This is a genomic window from Erwinia sp. CGal63 (genome assembly GCF_037026505.1).
GTDB lineage: Bacteria > Pseudomonadota > Gammaproteobacteria > Enterobacterales > Enterobacteriaceae > Erwinia.
In genome coordinates this window covers 75172-96091 of sequence record NZ_JAKUMN010000002.1, presented here as the reverse complement: position 1 = coordinate 96091, position 20920 = coordinate 75172, and the positions used below count along the sequence as shown (strand labels likewise).

Below are 20920 nucleotides of genomic sequence, written 5' to 3'. Positions count from 1 at the left end.
AGCCGCGCGAATCTCTGCAACTGAAGATCACACTCAGCAACAATACAATAGTTTGGCCTGAATTGCTGCCGCCCGACTGAAAAAAGGGGCCATAGAGGCCCCTTTTTAGCGAAACTCGCACAAATCTGCCTTTTTTCCTGTTTCCAGTGACGCTGGCGCCAGAAGAAAGGAGAGCAGATTGTAAGACTTAGCGACGCAGACCCAGACGCTCGATCAGGCTGGTGTAACGTGCAACATCTTTACGCTTCAGGTAATCCAGCAGCTTACGACGCTGGGAAACCATGCGCAGCAGACCGCGACGGCTGTGGTGGTCCTTTTTGTGCTCAGAGAAGTGACCCTGCAGATGGTTAATCTGTGCGGTCAGCAGAGCAACCTGAACTTCGGTAGAACCACTGTCGTTAGCATCACGGCCGTATTCAGCAACGATCTGCGCTTTAGTTTCAACACTTAGAGACATGTTACCACTCCAAATTTTAAGATAAATGTACAGGCGCCGATCTCTAATTCAGCAGCCCAGTGTAAAGCCGCGCCATTCTACTCTTAGCCTGTGGCTTTCGCAATTGATGCGTCGGAATATTCTACAACCAGCCGGCGCGGCGCCACGCGGCCATCTTCCGCCACTTCCGCCATACCGATAAAGCTGCGAGCTTCGCCTTCGGTAACGCGCACCAGCCCTGAATCAGGCACGTTTGTCGCCTGTACCGGCATCCCTTGCTTAAAATAAGCCGCAGCGCTGACTGTCAGGTTGACTTCAGGATAAGCGGCAGCAGGACTGTCCATCGGCATTAGCAGCGGATCGAGCAGCTCTGAAGCCGGACGACCGCCGCTGGCGGCTTCTTCGCTGAGCGCATGCAGCTGTTCAAGCGTGACCATCGCCGCAATGGGATAGGTCGCTACCTGCAAGCGGCGCAGGAAGATAACGTGCGCGCCGCAGCCCAGCATCTCACCCAAATCGTCGGTGATGGTGCGGATGTAGGTGCCTTTCGAACAGTGGATTTCCAGCTCAAGCTCGTCGCCTTCCAGCCGGATAAACTGCAGTTCGTAAACGGTGATGCTGCGCGCCTCGCGCGGCACCTCGATTCCTTCGCGCGCGTATTCATAGAGCTTACGCCCCTGATACTTCAGCGCCGAATACATCGACGGTACCTGCTGCGTTTCCCCGCGGAAGCTCTCCAGCGCGGTTTCCAGCTGTTCCCGGGTAAAGTTCACCGGCCGCTCGCTGATGACCTGGCCATCCGCGTCCGACGTATCGGTGCGCTGGCCAAGACGCGCGATAACGCGGTAGCGCTTGTCTGAGTCGAGCAGATAGCGGGAAAACTTGGTCGCTTCGCCCAGGCAGATGGGCAACATGCCGGTCGCCAGCGGATCCAGCGCGCCGGTATGGCCCGCGCGATTGGCGTTAAACAGCCGCTTTACTTTCTGCAGCGCGTCGTTGGACGACAGGCCGCCAGGCTTGTCCAGCAGCAGCACGCCGTGAATATCGCGTCCGCGACGACGAGGACGGCTCATTACTCCTCCTTGTCGTCTTCCGCAGGGCCACGGCGCTCGGCGTCGTTGCGTACCACGTTAGTGACAAGGTTAGACATGCGCATCCCTTCAACCAGCGAGTTATCGTAGAAGAAGGTCAGCTCGGGTACGATACGCAGGCGCATCGCTTTGCCCAGCAGCGTGCGAATATAGCCGGAAGCGTCGCCCAGCGCGCGCAGGCCGCCTTTGATGGCGTCTTCGTCTTTGTCGTTCAGGAAGGTAACGAATACTTTCGCATAGGCCAGATCGCGGGAAACCTCGACGCCGGACACGGTTACCATCATGCCCAGGCGCGGATCTTTAATCTCGCGCTGTAAAATAATCGCGATCTCTTTCTGCAGTTCCTGGGAGACGCGCTGCGGGCGACCGAATTCTTTCGCCATAATTATTCTCTCCAAATAAATACGGGAGGCGCAAAGGCCTCCCGAACAGGTTGATCAGGCAACCATTAAGCGATGGTACGCTGGATTTCGATAATCTCGAACACTTCGATCATATCGCCAACGCGCACATCGTTGTAGTTCTTCACGCCGATACCACACTCCATGCCGTTACGGACTTCGTTGACGTCATCTTTAAAGCGACGCAGGGATTCCAGCTCGCCTTCATAGATAACCACGTTGTCGCGCAGTACGCGGATTGGGTTGTGACGTTTGATGTTGCCTTCAGTCACCATACAGCCGGCAACCGCGCCGAACTTAGGTGATTTGAACACGTCGCGCACTTCGGCCAGGCCGGTGATCTGGTGCTTGTACTCTGGCGCCAGCATACCGCTCATCGCCTGCTTCACTTCGTCGATCAGGTTATAGATCACGGAGTAGTAGCGCAGATCCAGGTTTTCTGAATCGATCACGCGGCGCGCCGAAGCGTCAGCACGGACGTTAAAGCCAACCAGAATGGCGTTGGAAGCCGCAGCCAGCGTGGCGTCGGTTTCGGTGATGCCACCTACGCCAGAGCCGACAATCTTCACCTTCACTTCGTCGGTGGAGAGCTTCATCAGCGAGTCGGCGATAGCTTCGACAGAACCCTGTACGTCCGCTTTCAGCACGATGTTCAGCTCGGACACTTCGCCTTCGGTCATGTTGGCGAACATATTTTCCAGCTTGGACTTCTGCTGACGCGCCAGTTTGACTTCGCGGAACTTGCCCTGACGATAGAGCGCTACTTCACGCGCTTTCTTCTCGTCACGTACCACGGTCGCTTCATCACCCGCCGCAGGCACGCCTGACAGGCCCAGGATTTCTACAGGAATAGAAGGGCCTGCAGTCAGAACTTCGCGTCCCAGCTCGTCACGCATCGCACGCACACGGCCATATTCGAAGCCGCACAGCACGATATCGCCTTTGTTCAGCGTACCTTCGCGCACAAGTACGGTAGCAACCGGGCCACGACCTTTATCCAGGAAGGATTCGATCACTACGCCGCTTGCCATACCCTGACGCACTGCGGTCAGCTCCAGCACTTCCGCCTGCAGCAGGATAGCGTTCAGCAGGTCGTCGATACCCGTACCCGCTTTCGCAGACACGTTGACGAACATGTTTTCGCCGCCCCACTCTTCCGGGATGATGCCGTACTGGGTCAGTTCGTTTTTAACACGATCCGGATCCGCTTCTGGCTTATCGCACTTGTTCACCGCAACCACAACCGGCACTTTCGCCGCTTTGGCGTGCTGAATAGCTTCGATAGTCTGTGGCATCACGCCGTCGTCGGCCGCCACAACCAGGATAACGATATCCGTCGCCTGAGCACCACGGGCACGCATCGCGGTAAACGCGGCGTGGCCTGGGGTATCCAGGAAGGTCACCATACCGTTGTCAGTTTCGACATGGTAAGCACCGATGTGCTGAGTAATGCCGCCCGCTTCGCCAGAGGCGACTTTGGTCGAGCGGATATAGTCCAGCAGCGAGGTTTTACCGTGGTCGACGTGACCCATGATGGTCACGACCGGCGCGCGGGATTCCATCGCCGCATCGGTGTCACGATCGCTCATTACCGCTTCTTCCAGCTCGTTCTCGCGGCGCAGCGTCACTTTGTGACCCATCTCTTCCGCGACCAGCTGGGCAGTTTCCTGATCGATAACCTGGTTGATGGTCGCCATCGCGCCCATCTTCATCATCACCTTGATGACCTGCGAGCCTTTCACCGCCATTTTGTTAGCCAGTTCCGCTACGGTGATGGTTTCACCGATAACGACATCACGGTTAACAGCCTGGACCGGCTTGTTAAAGCCCTGCTGCAGCGTGCTCTTACGCTTGCCGCCTTTACCGCCACGGAACTGCGCGCGCGCTTCTTCACGGTCGGTTTTGGCTTCAGAGTGCTTGTTGCCTTTTTTACGCTGGGTGGCTTTCGCCGGACGCGCCGCACGAGTGCGACGATCGCCTTCAACCTGCGCATCGTTTTCATCTTCCGCCGCACGGGCGTGAGTGGAGGTGGTTACGTGATAGTCAGAAGTGTCGTCCACTTCTTTCTCCGCTTCCGCCCACTCTGAACCTTTTTCTTCCGCCATTTTACGGGCCTCTTCCGCTACGCGCTTCGCTTCTTCTTCGATCTTGCGACGCGCTTCTTCTTCGGCTTTACGCTTCAGTTCTGCGGCTTCCGCTTCACGCCGGGCTTTTTCAGACTGCTGGTTGCGAGTCATATCGTCGGTTTGTTGGTTGCTCACTTTGTCTTTTTCCGCTGCTTCACGCCTGGCTTTTTCGGCAGCCTCACGCTTGGCCTGCTCCTCGGCTTCGCGTTGCGCTTTTTCTTGAGCTTCGCGCTGGGCTTTTTCTTCAGCCTCGCGACGAGCCAGTTCTTCCGCTTCGCGCTGTGCCTGCTCTTCTGCTTCCGCCTGAGCGGCTTCTGCAGGATCGCCTTTTACATAGGTGCGTTTTTTGCGGACTTCGATTTGCACCGATTTACTTTTACCGCCGGTGCCCGGAATGTTCAAGGTGCTGCGCGTTTTGCGCTGTAATGTCAGTTTACCAGAACCGCCATTGTTCATGCGGTTCAGGTGAGTCAGGAGCGTCTCTTTTTCCTGCTGGGTCACAGAGTCTGTTTCAGACTTACGGATCCCTGCATCAGCAAATTGCTGTACCAGGCGTTCTACCGGTGTCTGTATCTCTGCGGCCAGCGATTTTACGGTTACATCTGTCATGCTGTTCCTTCCTGCTACAGTTTATTACGCGTCGTCGCCGAACCAGCAGATATTTCGTGCAGCCATAATCAGCTCGCCAGCCTGTTCGTCGCTCAGGCCTTCAATATCTGACAGGTCGTCAACACCCTGCTCGGCAAGATCTTCCAGCGTGCAAACGCCTTTCGCTGCCAGCTTATAGGCCAGTTCACGGTCAAGACCTTCCAGGTTCAGCAGATCGTCCGCTGGCTGGCTGCCGCCCTGACTCTCAGCTTTTTCCAGAGCAAGGGTGGTTAACGCATTTTTCGCACGATCGCGCAGCGCTTCTACTGTCTCTTCATCCAGACCGTCGATTTCCAGCAGCTCGTTGATAGGCACGTATGCCAGCTCTTCCAGAGAAGAGAAGCCTTCTTCAACCAGTACGGTTGCGAAATCTTCATCAATATCGAGATGTTTGGTAAAGACGTCGATGGCAGCGTGGGCTTCAGCCTGGTGCTTGGCCTGCAGATCGTCGACCGTCATCACGTTCAGCTCCCAGCCGCTCAGCTGCGAAGCCAGACGCACGTTTTGGCCGTTACGGCCAATCGCCTGAGCCAGGTTTCCGGCTTCTACGGCGATATCCATGGTGTGATTGTCTTCATCCACCACGATAGAGGCGACATCCGCCGGGGCCATCGCGTTGATAACGAACTGCGCGGGATTGTCATCCCACAGTACGATATCAATACGTTCGCCACCCAGCTCGCTGGATACCGCCTGAACACGCGCGCCGCGCATACCCACGCAGGCGCCGACCGGGTCGATACGCTTGTCGTTGGTTTTCACCGCGATCTTGGCACGGGAGCCTGGATCGCGCGCGGCGGCTTTAATTTCGATCACTTCTTCGCCGATTTCCGGTACTTCGATGCGGAACAGTTCAATCAGCATCTCCGGTTTGGAACGGCTAACGAACAGCTGCGCGCCGCGCGCTTCAGGGCGCACAGCATAAAGTACGCCGCGAATACGGTCGCCTGGACGGAAGTTTTCACGCGGCAGCATGTCTTCGCGGATAATGACCGCTTCAGCATTGTTGCCCAGATCCAGAGAGATATTGTCGCGGTTAACTTTCTTCACCACGCCGGTGATAATCTCGCCTTCCTGCTCGCGGAACTGGTCAACGACCATCGCGCGCTCCGCTTCGCGCACTTTCTGCACGATTACCTGTTTAGCCGTCTGCGTGGTAATACGGTCGAAGGTAACAGATTCGATCTGATCTTCCACGTAGTCGCCCAGATTCAGCGATTCATCTTCGAATCGCGCGGCATCCAGGGTGATTTCACGCGTTGGCATGGTGACTTCGTCAACAATGACCCAGCGGCGGAACGTGTCAAAATCGCCGCTTTTGCGATCGATGCTGACGCGGACGTCGATTTCCTGCTCATATTTTTTCTTGGTAGCCGTGGACAGCGCGCTCTCCAGCGCTTCGAAAATCTTCTCGCGCGGGAGGGATTTCTCGTTCGATACTGCCTCGACTACAGCTAAGATTTCTTTGTTCATCCTGGTATGCCTCAATCCGGACTTTTAAAAGTGGGGAACCAGGTTCGCCTTCTGGATGTTGCTCAGCGCGAACACTTCGTCGTTACCCTCAACGGCAACGGTTACCATTTCGCCCTCGACGGATTTAATGATTCCCTGCCATTTGCGGCGGTTCTGTACGGCCATACGCAGCACCAGGCTTACTTCCTCGCCGATGAATCGCGCGTAGTGCTCTGCGGTAAAGAGTGGGCGCTCAAGGCCTGGCGAGGAGACTTCAAGGTTATAAGCAACGGTGATGGGATCTTCAACATCAAATACCGCGCTAACCTGGTGGCTGACATCAGCGCAATCATCAACATTGATGCCATCTTCACTATCAATATAGATGCGCAGCGTAGATGTGCGACCGCGAACGAACTCAATGCCAACCAGCTCGTAGCCCAGCGCTTCTACCGGTGCCGTAATCAGCTCTGTTAATTTTTGCTCTAATGTGGACAATCCCACCCCCAAGACATAAAAAAAGGGCTTAATAGCCCAGTATGCTGTTTCCTGATAACAAAAAACCCCGATAAATCGGGGCTTTATGCGACTGGACCCTGTACGCCAAAGAATGGCGGTTCGGCACAATCCAGATAGAATTTTTTTCAAAATTCGCTGTTAGCGCCGTACGATGCATACAGTATATTTGAAAAAGAACTCTAAGGGAAAGTGGTTGCGGGGGCCGGATTTGAACCGACGACCTTCGGGTTATGAGCCCGACGAGCTACCAGGCTGCTCCACCCCGCGTCCGAAAACGTGGCTAATACTACGCCGATCTTGCATAAAATGCAAGCAAAACTGAGATTTGGTACCGAGGACGGGACTTGAACCCGTAAGCCCATGCGGGCACTACCACCTCAAGGTAGCGTGTCTACCAATTCCACCACCACGGCACTACAGTTGCGACTTTTTCATTTCTGTCGCGTCGAAATTTACTGCGGGATATCGCTACCCGGCGCGGCCGGTTTAGCTGGCTGACTCTGCTGCTGTGCAGGCTGAGACAGATTTTCCCACTCGCTTCCTTTCTGCGTTTTGTTGCTGTTGAGGTTACCCAGGATCAGGCTGATCACAAAGAACAGCGTCGCCAGCACTGCGGTCATACGGGTCATAAAGTTGCCAGAACCGTTAGAGCCGAACAGCGTTGCTGAAGAACCTGCACCAAATGACGCGCCCATATCAGCGCCTTTACCTTGCTGCAGCATGATCAGACCAACAAGGCCGAGTGCCACAATAAGGAAAACTACCAAAAGAGCTTCGTACATAATCAACCTGTTTCCTTGCACATTAATGCGCATTTAAGCTTCAAAACCAGTGAAGGGGAGCTTATCGCTACCCATCAGAAGCGGGTGTGAATACTAACCAAAGCCGCACGATAGCGCAAGACCATTTTAACGCATCGTCGCCGATTGCGGAAAAAAGCGGCAGCCGCCCCGAAGGCGCTGAAAAAAGCGCCAAAAATCACGCGGCTACGCTCTTTTCTCTATGGTCAGACAGCTTTAACCGCGTCGGCAATCCGATGCGCCAGCGCCGTCACCTGCGCTTCGTCTTCGCCTTCCACCATCACGCGGATCAGCGGTTCGGTGCCCGATTTGCGCAGCAGAACCCGACCACGACCATGCAGCTCTTTTTCCACTTCAGCCGTTACGGCTTTCACCTGTGCATCTTCCAGCGGATCGTTCGCGCCGCTAAAGCGCACGTTTACCAGAATCTGCGGCAGCAGCTTCATGCCGCTGCAGAGATCGTGCAGGCTCATATGGTTGCGCACCATCGCAGTAAGTACCTGCAAACCTGCCACAATGCCGTCGCCGGTAGTGGTTTTATCCAGCAGAATCACGTGGCCGGAGTTTTCTGCGCCCAGTCGCCAGCCTTTTTCCTGCAGTTTCTCGAGCACGTAGCGGTCGCCCACTTTGGCGCGCGCAAAAGGTATGCCCAGCTGCTTCAGCGCCAGCTCAAGACCCATATTGCTCATTAGCGTCCCGACCACGCCGCCGCGCAGCTGGCCCTGACGCAGCCCTTCCCGCGCGACGATATAGAGGATCTGATCGCCATCGACCTTTTCGCCTAAGTGATCGACCATCATAATGCGGTCGCCGTCGCCGTCATAGGCCAGGCCGATATCCGCTTTTTCCGCCAGCACGCGCGCCTGCAGCTGACGCACATCGGTCGCGCCGCACTCTTTATTAATATTCATGCCATCGGGATTGACGCCCAACGTTATAACCTCTGCGCCAAGCTCGCGCAGCACGTTTGGCGCGATGTGGTACGTCGCGCCGTTGGCGCAGTCCACCACGATTTTCAGGCCGTTGAGGCTCAGCTCGCTTGGAAAGGTACCTTTACAGAATTCGATATAGCGTCCGGCAGCATCAACAATACGGCTGGCGCGGCCCAGTTCGGCGGATTCGACGCAGGTGATAGGTTTTTCCATTTCGGCTTCAATCGCCTCTTCCACCTCGTCCGGCAGCTTGGTGCCTTCTATGGAGAAGAATTTGATACCGTTATCGTCGAAGGGATTATGCGAAGCGGAGATAACGATGCCGGCTTCCGCGCGGAAAGTGCGGGTCAGATAGGCAATGGCAGGCGTCGGCATCGGCCCGGTGAAGGCCGCCGACAGGCCAGCCGCAGCCAGGCCAGCTTCCAGCGCGGACTCCAGCATATAGCCGGAAATACGCGTGTCTTTACCGATGATGATCTTTCGCGAGCCGTTACGCGCCAGCACTTTGCCCGCGGCCCAGCCCAGCTTGAGTACGAAATCAGGCGTGATTGGCGTTTCGCCAACCTTGCCGCGGATGCCATCGGTGCCAAAATATTTACGGTTGCTCATACTACTTTCCCTTCGCTGACAGTGTTGCCTCGACGACGCGCATCGCCTCAACGGTTTCTTTAACATCGTGAACGCGCAGAATGTGCGCGCCCTGCATAGCGGCGATAACCGCGCAGGCCAGGCTGCCGGTCAGGCGTTGCGACGGCCCAACGTTCAGCAGCTGCCCGATCATGCTTTTACGCGACATGCCAACCAGCAGCGGCAGCCCAAAACGGTGAAAATCGGCCAGGTGCGCCAGCAGCTGATAATTATGGGAGAGATTCTTACCGAAACCGAATCCGGGGTCGAGCAGCAGCTGCGATTTTTTGATCCCGGCCGCTTCGCAACGGGCGATCTGGTCGACAAAGAAGTCGTCCACTTCCTGCAGGAAGTTTTGATACTGCGGCGATTGCTGCATGGTTTTAGGCTCGCCCTGCATATGCATCAAACAGACCGGCAGTCCCGTTTCCGCCGCCGCTTCCAGCGCACCCGGTTCCTGTAACGATCGAATATCGTTGATAAGGTGCGCGCCGGCGTTCGCCGCTTCGCGGATCACTTCCGGTTTGGAAGTATCGACGGAAATCCACACCTCAAAACGCTGCGAAATCGCTTCCACTACCGGAATCACGCGCTCCAGCTCCTGTTCGACGCTAACATCGTCCGCGCCCGGACGAGTGGACTCGCCGCCAATATCGATAATGGTGGCGCCGGCGTTAATCATGCTGTTGGCATGCGTCAGCGCCTGCACCAGGTCATTATGTTTGCCGCCGTCCGAAAACGAATCCGGGGTTACGTTCAGTATGCCCATTACGTGAGGATGAGTCAGATCGAGCACGGCATCTCTGGCGTACAGCTTCATGGCGGCGGTTCTCCTTCAGGTTCTTAATCGTCTCAGATAAAAAAAACCCCGGACATCGCCGGGGTTTGCTGTTGCTTAGCTGCGCTTACATTGTGTTGCCAGGGTTCGGCGTGCGCGGCTCGTCGACCGGACGCGGCGCCTTCGGCGTACCGTTGTCGGAGCTGTTGCTGCCCGGATCTTCCCAACCCGCTGGCGGACGCACTTCACGACGTGCCATCAGGTCGTCGATCTGCGGCGCATCAATGGTTTCATACTTCATCAGCGCGTCTTTCATCGCGTGAAGGATGTCCATATTCTCGTTCAGAATACGACGAGCACGCTGGTAGTTGCTCTCGATCAGCGCTTTCACTTCCTGATCGATGATGCGTGCGGTTTCATCGGACATATGCTTCGCTTTCGCGACGGAACGTCCCAGGAACACTTCGCCTTCTTCTTCCGCATAGAGCAGTGGCCCCAGCTTCTCAGAGAAGCCCCATTGCGTAACCATGTTGCGGGCAATAGAGGTCGCTACCTTGATGTCGTTGGAAGCACCGGTGGAAACATGTTCCACACCGTAGATAATCTCTTCCGCCAGACGACCGCCGTACAGCGTGGAGATTTGGCTTTCCAGCTTCTGACGGCTGGCGCTGATCGCATCGCCTTCCGGCAGGAAGAAGGTCACGCCCAGCGCGCGGCCACGTGGAATAATCGTTACCTTGTGCACCGGATCGTGTTCCGGTACCAGGCGGCCGATAATAGCATGGCCCGCTTCATGGTAAGCGGTGGACTCTTTCTGCGCTTCCGTCATCACCATGGAGCGACGTTCCGCACCCATCATGATTTTGTCTTTGGCTTTTTCAAACTCAACCATAGAAACGACGCGTTTGTTACCGCGCGCGGCGAACAGTGCCGCTTCGTTCACCAGGTTAGCCAGATCGGCACCGGAGAAGCCTGGCGTACCGCGGGCGATTACCAGCGCGTCAATGTCGGTAGCCAGCGGCACGCGACGCATATGCACTTTCAGGATCTGCTCGCGACCGCGGACATCCGGCAGACCGACTACAACCTGACGGTCGAAGCGGCCCGGACGCAGCAGCGCGGGGTCAAGCACGTCAGGACGGTTGGTCGCGGCGATAACAATAATGCCTTCGTTACCCTCAAAACCATCCATCTCAACCAGCATCTGGTTCAGCGTCTGCTCACGTTCGTCGTGACCGCCACCCAGACCGGCACCGCGCTGACGACCCACCGCATCGATCTCATCGATAAAGATAATGCAGGGCGCCGCTTTCTTGGCCTGTTCAAACATATCGCGTACGCGGGACGCGCCCACGCCGACGAACATTTCAACAAAGTCAGAACCGGAAATCGTAAAGAATGGCACTTTGGCTTCGCCAGCGATGGCTTTCGCCAGCAGGGTTTTACCGGTACCCGGCGGGCCGACCATCAGTACGCCTTTAGGAATTTTACCGCCCAATTTCTGGAAACGGCTCGGCTCGCGCAGATATTCCACCAGCTCGCCTACTTCCTCTTTAGCCTCGTCACAGCCAGCCACATCAGCAAAAGTGGTTTTGATCTGATCTTCCGTCAGCATGCGGGCTTTGCTTTTTCCGAAGGACATCGCGCCCTTGCCGCCGCCGCCCTGCATCTGGCGCATAAAGAAGATCCAGACACCAATCAGTAACAGCATTGGGAACCACGAAATGAAGATAGAAGCCAGCAGGCTTGGCTCTTCAGGCGGTTCGCCAACCACTTTTACATTTTTGGTCAACAGGTTATCGAGCAACTTGGGATCGTTGACGGGGATGTAGGTGGTGTATTTGTTGCTGTCTTTTTTGACAACGTTGATTTCACGCCCGTTAATACGTGCCTCGCGGACCTGATCCTGGTTCACTTCCGACAGGAAGGTTGAGTAATCAACCCTACGGCCATTTGACTCGCTGGGCCCAAAGCTCTGGAAGACAGACATCAGCACGACTGCGATGACTAACCAGAGAATCAGGTTTTTCGCCATGTCACTCAAGGGATTAACCTCTTATTACAACTGTGTTAACAGACAGCGTAGGGTACTATAGTTTGCGCCCTGTCGCTACAATGTACACTTCACGCGAACGAGAGCGTGAAGCGTCCGGCTTACGAATTTTCACTTTCGTAAACAGGGAGCGAATTTCCTTAAGATATTCTTCAAAGCCATCTCCCTGAAACACTTTCACTAAAAAACTGCCGCCAGGCGCCAGAACATCCCGACACATATCCAGTGCTAACTCAACCAGATACATCGACCTGGGAATATCCACTGCCGGCGTTCCCGTCATGTTAGGCGCCATGTCGGACATGACCACCTGCACTTTAGCGTCGCCGACGCGATCCATCAGGGCTTTAAGCACAAGTTCATCACGAAAATCGCCCTGAAGGAAATCGACGCCGACGATAGGATCCATCGGCAGGATATCACAGGCGATAACGCGACCTTTTGCACCGATCTGCGTCACTACATACTGTGACCAGCCGCCTGGCGCCGCGCCGAGATCGACTACCGTCATTCCCGGCTTAAACAGCTTGTCACTCTGCTGTATTTCATCAAGTTTAAACCAGGCGCGCGAGCGCAGCCCTTTTTTCTGCGCCTGCAGCACATATTTATCGCTAAAGTGTTCCTGAAGCCAGCGGCTGGAACTGGCCGAACGCTTTTTACCAGTCATACAATTTCCAACTATGATTCACCGTATGCGATAAATAAACCGCGCAAATCAGCATGCCGATTTGGTGATATACCCGAGATGGCGGTAGAATGACCCGTTTTCAATCCCAATGTAAGTAAAAAATACGATGAATCTGAGTACCAAACAAAAACAGCACCTGAAAGGACTGGCCCATCCGCTGAAGCCCGTCGTGATGTTAGGCAACAATGGTTTGACCGAAGGGGTGCTGGCCGAAATCGAACAGGCACTGGAGCACCACGAGCTCATCAAGGTAAAAATCGCTACGGAAGACCGTGAGACGAAGACCCTGATGGTAGAAGCTATCGTGCGCGAAACCAAAGCCGCAAACGTGCAGGTTATCGGCAAGACGCTGGTGCTGTACCGTCCGACGAAGGAACGTAAAATCTCCCTTCCTCGCTAAACGCCAGGCGAAAGAAAGTGACACGCCCGGGATGTCAGGAAAAGGCCGCAAAGCGGCCTTTTTCTTTTCTTTACACTATGTCTGAAAAATTGCTTAAGAGTAAATCAGATATACTCTATTTTCAGAATTTCGTACTCGACGTCGCCGCCCGGCGTTTTGATGATGGCGACGTCATCCACTTCCTTACCGATTAAACCACGCGCCATCGGCGAATTGACAGAAATCAGATTTTGCTTAAAGTCCGCTTCGTCATCGCCCACGATACGGTAGGTCGACTCTTCATCCGTCTCCAGGTTCAGGACGGTCACGGTAGCGCCGAAGATGACGCGACCGTTGGCGTTCATTTTAGTGACGTCAATCACCTGAGCATTGGAGAGCTTGGCTTCGATCTCCTGAATACGACCTTCGCAGAAGCCCTGCTCTTCGCGAGCGGCGTGATACTCTGCGTTCTCTTTCAGGTCGCCATGCTCGCGGGCTTCCGCGATCGAGGCAATAATTCTGGGACGTTTTACGGTTTTCAGCTCTTCAAGCTCTTCGCGCAGTCTCTCGGCGCCCCTTAGCGTCATCGGAATCTGATTCATCTCAATACCTCGTCAACTGATCCTGTGCAAAATTTTTGTCATCCTGACAGGCAAATGCAGAAAAAGCGTTCTGCGGCGCTTGCCACTGATTTACAAACGAAAGGAACCCGACCCGGAGGAATCCCAGGGCCCGGTGGTTTTGCATTTTGATACGTATTTTAACCCAGAGTTCCCTATGGGTCATCGTTTACTTTCCACCATAATGCACCGTAGTATGGCAACATCACCTGCCAGTAAACGCGAGATTATGCGATTTTCACGAATTGTTACCGGCTTAGCCTGCGCATTTATGCTGAATGCCCACGCGGCCACGGTTGAAGACTATACGCAGTACCTGCCCGATGGCGCAAACCTGGCGTTGATTGTGCAAAAAATTGGCGCGGACACGCCTTCAATTGATTACCACAGCAAGCAGATGGCGTTGCCTGCCAGCACCATGAAAGTGATCACCGCGCTGGCGGCGTTGCTGCAGCTTGGCCCGGACTACCGCTTCCATACCCAGCTTGAGAGCAAAGGCTCCATTAGCGGCGATACGCTAAAGGGCGATTTAGTGGCGCGATTTGGCGGCGATCCGACGTTAACGCGTCAGGATTTACGCAATATGGTGACGGCGCTGAAAAAACAGGGCGTGCAGCATATTCAGGGCAATCTGGTGGTCGATACCTCCGTGTTCGCCAGCCATGATAAAGCGCCCGGCTGGCCGTGGAACGATATGACGCAGTGCTTCAGCGCGCCGCCGGCCGCCGCTATCGTGGATCGCAACTGTTTCTCCGTGTCGCTCTACAGCGCGCAGACGCCAGGCGAAAAAGCCTTTATCCGCGTTGCTTCTTTCTACCCGGTCAATATGTTCAGCCAGGTACGCACGCTGGCGCGCGGTTCATCGGAAGCGCAGTACTGCGAGCTGGACGTGGTGCCGGGCGAACTGAACCGCTTTACGCTAACAGGCTGTATGACCCAGCGCGCCGAACCGCTGCCGTTAGCTTTCGCCATTCAGGACGGCGCAAGCTATGCCGGCGCGATTTTAAAAGGCGAGCTGCAGCAGGCGGGCATCGACTATTCCGGGCATCTGGTGCGTCAGACGCTGCCGACGCCGCCAGCGACCGTGCTGGCCGAAACGCAGTCCGCGCCGCTGCACGATCTGCTGCGGATTATGCTGAAGAAGTCGGACAATATGATCGCCGATACGGTATTTCGCACTATCGGGCATGAGCGTTTTGGCGTGCCGGGTACCTGGCGCGCCGGTTCCGATGCGGTACGTCAGATTTTGCGGCAGAAAGCCAATATCGATCTTGGCAACAGCATTCAGGTGGACGGCTCCGGTCTGTCGCGCCACGATCTCATCGCTCCTGACACCATGATGCAGGTGCTGCAATATATCGCGCAGAACGACCAGCAGCTTAACTACATTTCCATGTTGCCGCTGGCGGGCTACGACGGCACGCTGCGCTATCGCGGCGGTTTGCATGAAGCGGGCGTGGACGGCAAGGTTTCCGCGAAAACGGGATCGCTGCAGGGCGTTTATAACCTGGCCGGTTTTATCACCACGGCCAGCGGTAAGCGGGTTGCCTTCGTGCAGTATCTTTCCGGCTACGCGGTGCCGCCGAAGAACTACAACCAGCGACGGATCCCACTGGTGCGTTTTGAGAGTCGGCTTTATAAAGATATTTATCAGAATTATTAGTCATCCCAAAGGAAAGCGGGCGCCAGAAAATTTTATGGCGCCCGCGGTACCAGCGTTATCATGCTGCCTTTTGTAATCAATAAAAGTTTATATCTTTATAACCTGGCGCGTTTTCCAGAATGATAATGCCGACAGAATAATCTTCCGTCGCCAGCTCAACGTTTTCATGGGGCTTCGCGAGGAGATCCGCCGTTCGACCTGTTCGGTCTGCCAGCGATTATTCTCTGCTATTTTTTGTGGTGATGGTATTTTGACCTTTTTTTTATACGCAAGACGACAGGCGCACCCTCGTGATTTTTTATTAAATTTCAGTAATTTATATTAGCCACACCATTCAATTACGGTAAGGCATTTCATTGAATGATATTTTCTCGAACCCTTGCTGTATAGAGTAGAACTTAAAAATTCGATATCGAAGTTTATAAATATCGCCATTATCAACGGTCATTAAGCAATCCTGATATTTGTTTAATGGAGCGCAATTTATTTATCTTTCAGGAATATAGCTGGTTTATATGCCATGGTATTTTATTGAATCACTTTCTGTTCAGATAGGAACATTCCGTGCATATCAATTTTAGCTTTTCTATTGCTATCTTATTAAAATAAACGACACGGCAAATATGCTTACTGCTAATTTCCTGCATCATTTATAAAAAATTATCTACTGTGTTCGGATGAGCGGCCAGCGCGTTTCAGGCAGGTAGTGGCCCAATTGCTGGGCCACTTTGAAGCTTAAAATCAGAAGTGAGTATTCAAACTCATATAGTAAGTGCGTCCTGATTCGTTATAGGTATTCGCTCCTGCGCCATACATATAGGCGCCGGTAGCGGCATTACCTGTGGTTTGTGCGTTGCCCTGCCGGAAGTGACGCTTATCGAACAGGTTATCTATGCCCAGCGTGACGCTGGCGTACTTGTTCACCTCATAAGTGCCGCTCAGGCCTAAAATCGAGTATGGGCTTACCGTCGCCTTCTCGCTGCCGCTAACCGCTTCTCCCTTGTAGTTATACTTCTTCGGCGTCTGACGGCCATACCAGGTAAAAGTCGTCTGTAGCGACAGATCCTGCGTAGCCTGCCATGCCAGCGTCGAGTTCAGCGTGTACTGTGGGATAACCGACAGGCGATCGCCCGTGGTTTTGTTTTTGCTTTGCAGCATCCAGGTCAGGTTGTTGTTCCAGGTAACCGCTTCCGTTACCGGAAGGTTCACTGTACCTTCCAGCCCTTCCACTACCGCTTTCGGCACGTTTTCCCATTGGTAGATATCGGTGCTGCCGGTCGCGCCGCTCGGCTCGTAGCCCGACTCGATTTTATTGCGATAGTCGTTGCGGAACCAGGTCAGGCCAGCCTGATAGCCTTCGTGCTTATACTCCACGCCCACTTCTTTATTGATGCTGGTTTCCGCTTTAAGATCTTCATTCCCCATCAGATAGCAGGCGCCCGCGCTGTCCGCGCAGCCCTGGCCACGGCTATAGAGCACGTAGTTCGGGTTGGTTTGATAGAGGCTTGGGGCTTTATAAGCTCTGGCGATGCCCAGCTTCAGCGTAAAATCGTCGGCCAGTATCTGCGACAGATTCAGCGACGGGCTCCAGTTGTTGCCAACGATGCTGTGATGATCGAAACGCAGGCCCGGTACCAGGGTGGTGGTGTCGGTCAGCTCCATATTGTCTTCGGCAAACAGCGAGAAAATTTCCGCCGACGAATAAGGGCTGCGGTTGGTGCTGCTGATGCCATCAATAGCACCGCCAGAAAGCGCCTGGGTATTGGATGCGCCATCCTTCATGCGCTGCTGATTCCACTCCGTGCCGAACGTCGCGGTTTGATTGACCAGAAACTCGAAAGGCACGCTGATTTCGCTGTGCAGCAGCACGTCATTGAGTTCAATGGTGGAGAAGCCGCTGTCGGAGAAGATGCCTTCCGTACCGCCTGCCAGCCCTTCATTCATACGCGAATTGCGCGTGTTTTCATACTGGGCGTAGCTGCGGGTACTGACGCCATTGTCCCAGACGCCGGTCCAGGTTACCGCGTAGTCCTGGCGGTAGAGGCGATTAGTCTCGTCGCCATATTTGCTCTGCACCAGCGCGCTGGTGTTGGTGTTCTGCGTATCGCCCGCGTAAAGATTGCCCTGACGGCTGTAGCCGGCGCTGAACTCCAGGTTCTGGTTTGGCGCGAATTCCCAACGCAGCTTACCGTGGATATCCTTATTTACCACGCCCTCGCGCCCTGCCGGCACAGTATCGGCATAGCTGCCGGTTCGTAGCGACTGGTGACCCTCGTTAATGTACTGCGCATCCGCCTGGGTTTTGCTCAGATTGCCCCATAGCGAGAAACTGACATCATCGCCCATTGGGCCGCTGAGAGAGAAGTTGGAGCGCTTAGTGGAGCCTTCTGACTTGTGCTCCGGCATATTCAAATAGGTATTCCAGGAGCCGTGCCACTCATTACCGGTTTGTTTGGTGATGATGTTAACTACGCCGCCAGCCGCGCCGTTACCGTAGCGCGCCGCTGCCGGGCCTCGGATCACTTCGATATGGTCAACCATTTCCGGCGGCACCCAGTTGGTATCGCCGCGCGTGTCGCGTTCGCCGCGCCAGCCCAAACGCACCGAATTGCGGCTGGCGACCGGCATGCCGTCGATTAAAATCAGCGTGTTCTCCGGGCCCATACCGCGAATATCAATCTGACGGTTATTGCCGCGCTGGCCGCTGGTGGAGTTGCCTGTCAGGTTAACGCCGGGCATGGTGCGGATGATTTCGGAAAGATCGCGGGAAGGCGGCCGTTTTTTAATCTCTTCGGCGGTAATGGTGGAAACGCCGGGCGCCTGCAGATTCTGCTGTTCCGCCGTTACCATCAGGGTGCCGCCGTCCGCATCGACATGCTGGCCTGACGCGGCGGCTTTAGTGCTGGCCGCCGCGTCCGTTGCGGCGTCGTCCGCCGTCGCTGCCGCCATCATTCCCAGTTCAAGCAAAATCGCTAAGGATAGTTTTGATAGTCTGTTCAACGTTCTCATTCCCTGTCACTCCGCCCCGCGTCTTTCCTCAGGGGGAAATAATGAATAAAAGGACGGAACCAGCTTGAGTCCGCCCACGCCTGATTAGCCCCATGCACGCGCATTCCCGATCAGGCGGGCATACATTATTTCAAATGAAAACAATTATCAATTCGATTATTTGTCGTATTCTTGTTTATGCGACAGGTGAGACAGCTTAGTGAAGCAGGCGGTGGGGAGTACGCGGATAAAGCTGCGCCTCTGCAAATACAGAGACGCGTATAAACTACTTTTTGGCAAAAAGTTCTTCCAGACGCGTCAGCACATTGTTGGCGCTGTAGTAGTCCAGACGAAAGCTATCCTCGCCCAGCGTATAGACCTGCTGATTTTTTATCGCCGGAGAGTTCGCTACCAGCGGTTCCGCCAGCAGCGCTTTCTTTCCCTCATCACCTGCGGCAAAGATCAGGGCGCTGTTCCCCGTCAGGGCCGTTACCAGGTTTTCTCCCTGTACAGGAATAATGTCCCGGCGCCTGAGGCGCTGACTGGCCTGCAGCACCACGGCAGGCGGCTCAGCCAGCGTAAAACCCAGCGACTCCAGCAATTTTCCCTGCGCGGATTTGGGCGTCCAGAGATTCACCAGATGATTATGGGGATTGTAGACCAGCGCGGAAACGGGCTGCGGCGGCAGTTGCAGCTTCGCTTTCACCTCTTGTTCACGCTGCGCGTAGCGCTGAATCGATTGCTCCGCTTCGGCCTCTTTCCCGCTAGCCTGTGCCAGCACACGTTCGACTTCCTGCCAGCTCTTATCGTCGTAGTTCACGACCAGCGTTGGCGCCAACGCGGCCAGGCGATCGTAGAAAGGCAGTGCGGAATCATTTCCCGTCGCGCTGACGATAATCAGATCGGGCTTTTCCGCCGCAATAGTTTCAAGGTTGGGCTCGCCGCTATAGAGCCTTTTGACGCCCTTAGCCGCCGCCACTTTACTCCACTGCCGGAAAAAGCCCTGTTCATCAGAGATACGGTGGCCTGGCATAGTAGCGCCGCTGGCGACTATCGGTGCGTCAATTGCCAGCAAAGAGCCGGTCAGGGTGACGCTGGTTGAAATAATACGTTTGGGCTGTTGTTTAAGCACCACATCGCCTTTTACGCTGGCAATATGGCGCGGCCAGCCTTCTTCAGCGTAAGTGGGATTAACCGACAGCAGCGAGAAAGCCAACAAAAGCAGAGGAAAAATTCGCAGAAGGGAAGTACGCATGCTCGATCAACTCTATCAGCCAGGGCGAAGCGCGGAGCGTCGCAAAATTCAGATAGAGAAATGATAATGATTATCTTTACTGCCGGGAAGCGCTAATTAGCAGCCGCGCCATTTTACCAAAAGAAAAGGGACGCCTTACGGCGTCCCTCAGACTTAGCGCTGATAGATGATTTCGACGCCTTCGTCGTCTTCATCGTCCCAGTCTTCGTCCCAGTCGTCATCCTCTTCCACCGCCGTCTCAGCTTCTTCCAGCTGCTGACGATGATAGTCGTCCCACATAAACTCGACTTTCTCAGGCTGCTTCTCTTCCACTTCCGCCTCTTTTGGATTGGCGTTCAGGAAGGACATGACATCCCAGCAAAGCGGCGTGACGCCGACGCGGTTGGCCGCAGAGATCAGGTAGTATTTGTCCGTCCAGCCCAGCGCTTCGGCAATCGCCTTCGCACGGGATTCGGCTTCTTCCGCATCCAGCAGGTCGACCTTGTTGAATACCAGCCAGCGCGGCTTGTTGAAAAGCTTCTCGCTGTATTTTTCCAGCTCGCCCAGGATGATGCGGGCGTTCTCTACCGGATCGGATTCATCGATCGGCGCCAGATCGATGGTGTGCAGCAGCACGCGACAGCGCTCCAGGTGCTTCAGGAAGCGGATGCCCAGTCCTGCGCCGTCGGAGGCGCCTTCGATCAGGCCAGGGATATCGGCAACCACAAAGCTCTGCTCGCTATCCATACGCACTACGCCGAGGCTTGGCACCAGCGTGGTAAACGGATAGTCGGCCACTTTAGGTTTGGCGGCGGATACGGCGCGGATAAAGGTGGATTTACCGGCGTTCGGCAGGCCCAGCATACCGACGTCGGCCAGCAGCATCAGCTCCAGCTGCAAATCACGCTTCTCGCCCGGCGTGCCCATCGTTTTCTGACGAGGCGTACGGTTTACGGAAGATTTAAAACGGGTATTGCCCAGACCGTGCCAGCCGCCTTTGGCGACCATCTGCAGCTGACCGTGCTTCATCATATCGCCCAGCGTTTCGCCGGTGCCCTGATCGATGATGCGGGTGCCGACAGGCACTTTGATAATAATATCTTTGCCGCGTTTGCCGGTGCAGTCGCGGCTCTGGCCGTTCTGCCCACGCTCGGCGCGGAAGGACTTTTCAAAGCGATAGTCGATCAGGGTATTCAGGTTTTCATCGGCCTGCATATAGACGTCGCCGCCGTCGCCGCCGTCGCCGCCGTCCGGGCCGCCTTTAGGAATATATTTTTCACGACGGAAGCTGACGCAGCCATTGCCGCCATCGCCCGCAGCAACGAGGATCGTCGCTTCATCAACAAACTTCATTTTACTTCTCCGTCAATCATTTGCCCGCTGCTGGCAGGATGATCCGTCGTGGCTCGCTGGCCTTAAAACGGATGCCGCAGACCGCGTGTCTTTTTCAGACTGGGATCCGCTTAAGACATCATGCAGCTGAAT

The 20920-nt window shown here is 55.1% G+C and carries 17 protein-coding genes and 2 tRNA genes; 2 read left to right on the top strand and 17 right to left on the bottom strand.

Annotation, left to right across the window (positions count from 1 at the left end; translation table 11 throughout):
- Positions 1-187: 187 nt before the first annotated feature.
- The 13 genes from rpsO to rlmE form a co-directional block, all read right to left on the bottom strand.
- Entirely contained in the window at positions 188-457 is a 270-nt protein-coding gene (rpsO, locus tag MKZ79_RS09200; RefSeq protein ID WP_158782091.1) for a 30S ribosomal protein S15, read from the bottom strand.
- An 83-nt stretch (positions 458-540) separates the two neighbouring features.
- Entirely contained in the window at positions 541-1509 is a 969-nt protein-coding gene (truB, locus tag MKZ79_RS09195; RefSeq protein ID WP_336141471.1) for a tRNA pseudouridine(55) synthase TruB, read from the bottom strand.
- Entirely contained in the window at positions 1509-1910 is a 402-nt protein-coding gene (gene rbfA, locus MKZ79_RS09190; protein ID WP_336141470.1) for a 30S ribosome-binding factor RbfA, read from the bottom strand. Before rbfA ends, truB begins: the two co-directional genes overlap by 1 nt.
- Before the next feature lie 65 nt (positions 1911-1975).
- Positions 1976-4663, bottom strand: coding sequence for a translation initiation factor IF-2 (gene infB / locus MKZ79_RS09185; protein ID WP_336141469.1), 2688 nt, complete (start codon positions 4661-4663; stop codon positions 1976-1978).
- Between the two features lie 24 nt (positions 4664-4687).
- A complete protein-coding gene (gene nusA / locus MKZ79_RS09180; protein ID WP_336141468.1) occupies positions 4688-6175 on the bottom strand; it encodes a transcription termination factor NusA in 1488 nt (495 codons plus the stop codon).
- A gap of 24 nt (positions 6176-6199) precedes the next feature.
- Positions 6200-6652, bottom strand: a complete 453-nt coding sequence (gene rimP, locus MKZ79_RS09175; RefSeq protein ID WP_336141467.1) for a ribosome maturation factor RimP — start codon at positions 6650-6652, stop codon at positions 6200-6202.
- Between the two features lie 211 nt (positions 6653-6863).
- A tRNA-Met gene (locus MKZ79_RS09170) sits at positions 6864-6940 on the bottom strand.
- Between the two features lie 59 nt (positions 6941-6999).
- Positions 7000-7086: transfer RNA gene (locus tag MKZ79_RS09165), tRNA-Leu, on the bottom strand.
- Positions 7087-7125: 39 nt separating this feature from the next.
- Positions 7126-7455 (bottom strand): preprotein translocase subunit SecG, encoded by a 330-nt coding sequence (secG, locus tag MKZ79_RS09160; protein ID WP_336141466.1) that lies wholly within the window; start codon positions 7453-7455, stop codon positions 7126-7128.
- A gap of 224 nt (positions 7456-7679) precedes the next feature.
- Positions 7680-9014 (bottom strand): phosphoglucosamine mutase, encoded by a 1335-nt coding sequence (glmM, locus tag MKZ79_RS09155; protein WP_336141465.1) that lies wholly within the window; start codon positions 9012-9014, stop codon positions 7680-7682.
- Position 9015: 1 nt separating this feature from the next.
- Positions 9016-9852: a dihydropteroate synthase gene (folP, locus tag MKZ79_RS09150; protein ID WP_336141463.1), complete on the bottom strand. Its 837-nt coding sequence runs from the start codon at positions 9850-9852 to the stop codon at positions 9016-9018.
- Between the two features lie 85 nt (positions 9853-9937).
- Entirely contained in the window at positions 9938-11845 is a 1908-nt protein-coding gene (gene ftsH / locus MKZ79_RS09145) for an ATP-dependent zinc metalloprotease FtsH (protein WP_336141462.1), read from the bottom strand.
- Between the two features lie 55 nt (positions 11846-11900).
- Positions 11901-12530: a 23S rRNA (uridine(2552)-2'-O)-methyltransferase RlmE gene (rlmE, locus tag MKZ79_RS09140; RefSeq protein WP_336141461.1), complete on the bottom strand. Its 630-nt coding sequence runs from the start codon at positions 12528-12530 to the stop codon at positions 11901-11903.
- A 127-nt stretch (positions 12531-12657) separates the two neighbouring features.
- On the opposite strand from rlmE, the gene yhbY reads away from it, so the two are divergent.
- Positions 12658-12951, top strand: a complete 294-nt coding sequence (gene yhbY / locus MKZ79_RS09135) for a ribosome assembly RNA-binding protein YhbY (RefSeq protein WP_336141460.1) — start codon at positions 12658-12660, stop codon at positions 12949-12951.
- Positions 12952-13055: 104 nt separating this feature from the next.
- Here the strand turns inward: yhbY and greA are convergent, their stop codons facing one another.
- Positions 13056-13532 carry a transcription elongation factor GreA gene (gene greA / locus MKZ79_RS09130; protein WP_336141459.1) on the bottom strand — a complete coding sequence of 159 codons (477 nt, stop codon included), beginning with the start codon at positions 13530-13532 and terminating at the stop codon, positions 13056-13058.
- Between the two features lie 247 nt (positions 13533-13779).
- Between greA and dacB the strand changes: the two genes are divergently transcribed.
- Positions 13780-15213, top strand: a complete 1434-nt coding sequence (gene dacB / locus MKZ79_RS09125) for a serine-type D-Ala-D-Ala carboxypeptidase (RefSeq protein ID WP_336141458.1) — start codon at positions 13780-13782, stop codon at positions 15211-15213.
- A 741-nt stretch (positions 15214-15954) separates the two neighbouring features.
- Here the strand turns inward: dacB and MKZ79_RS09120 are convergent.
- The 3 genes from MKZ79_RS09120 to cgtA all read right to left on the bottom strand — a co-directional run bounded on the left by MKZ79_RS09120 (position 15955) and on the right by cgtA (position 20788).
- Positions 15955-18213 (bottom strand): TonB-dependent siderophore receptor, encoded by a 2259-nt coding sequence (locus tag MKZ79_RS09120; RefSeq protein ID WP_336141457.1) that lies wholly within the window; start codon positions 18211-18213, stop codon positions 15955-15957.
- Between the two features lie 274 nt (positions 18214-18487).
- Complete coding sequence (fepB, locus tag MKZ79_RS09115; protein WP_336141456.1) at positions 18488-19456, bottom strand: Fe2+-enterobactin ABC transporter substrate-binding protein; 969 nt, start codon at positions 19454-19456, stop codon at positions 18488-18490.
- 153 nt (positions 19457-19609) lie between these two features.
- Entirely contained in the window at positions 19610-20788 is a 1179-nt protein-coding gene (cgtA, locus tag MKZ79_RS09110; RefSeq protein ID WP_336141455.1) for an Obg family GTPase CgtA, read from the bottom strand.
- Positions 20789-20920: the final 132 nt, after the last annotated feature.

What these genes read in the sequence shown, in the direction of transcription:
- rpsO (WP_158782091.1), bottom strand. Translation starts at nt 457, where the DNA reads ATGTCTCTAAGTGTTGAAACTAAAGCGCAGATCGTTGCTGAATACGGC.
- truB (WP_336141471.1), bottom strand. Translation starts at nt 1,509, where the DNA reads ATGAGCCGTCCTCGTCGTCGCGGACGCGATATTCACGGCGTGCTGCTG.
- rbfA (WP_336141470.1), bottom strand. Translation starts at nt 1,910, where the DNA reads ATGGCGAAAGAATTCGGTCGCCCGCAGCGCGTCTCCCAGGAACTGCAG.
- infB (WP_336141469.1), bottom strand. Translation starts at nt 4,663, where the DNA reads ATGACAGATGTAACCGTAAAATCGCTGGCCGCAGAGATACAGACACCG.
- nusA (WP_336141468.1), bottom strand. Translation starts at nt 6,175, where the DNA reads ATGAACAAAGAAATCTTAGCTGTAGTCGAGGCAGTATCGAACGAGAAA.
- secG (WP_336141466.1), bottom strand. Translation starts at nt 7,455, where the DNA reads ATGTACGAAGCTCTTTTGGTAGTTTTCCTTATTGTGGCACTCGGCCTT.
- glmM (WP_336141465.1), bottom strand. Translation starts at nt 9,014, where the DNA reads ATGAGCAACCGTAAATATTTTGGCACCGATGGCATCCGCGGCAAGGTT.
- folP (WP_336141463.1), bottom strand. Translation starts at nt 9,852, where the DNA reads ATGAAGCTGTACGCCAGAGATGCCGTGCTCGATCTGACTCATCCTCAC.
- ftsH (WP_336141462.1), bottom strand. Translation starts at nt 11,845, where the DNA reads ATGGCGAAAAACCTGATTCTCTGGTTAGTCATCGCAGTCGTGCTGATG.
- rlmE (WP_336141461.1), bottom strand. Translation starts at nt 12,530, where the DNA reads ATGACTGGTAAAAAGCGTTCGGCCAGTTCCAGCCGCTGGCTTCAGGAA.
- yhbY (WP_336141460.1), top strand. Translation starts at nt 12,658, where the DNA reads ATGAATCTGAGTACCAAACAAAAACAGCACCTGAAAGGACTGGCCCAT.
- greA (WP_336141459.1), bottom strand. Translation starts at nt 13,532, where the DNA reads ATGAATCAGATTCCGATGACGCTAAGGGGCGCCGAGAGACTGCGCGAA.
- dacB (WP_336141458.1), top strand. Translation starts at nt 13,780, where the DNA reads ATGCGATTTTCACGAATTGTTACCGGCTTAGCCTGCGCATTTATGCTG.
- fepB (WP_336141456.1), bottom strand. Translation starts at nt 19,456, where the DNA reads ATGCGTACTTCCCTTCTGCGAATTTTTCCTCTGCTTTTGTTGGCTTTC.
- cgtA (WP_336141455.1), bottom strand. Translation starts at nt 20,788, where the DNA reads ATGAAGTTTGTTGATGAAGCGACGATCCTCGTTGCTGCGGGCGATGGC.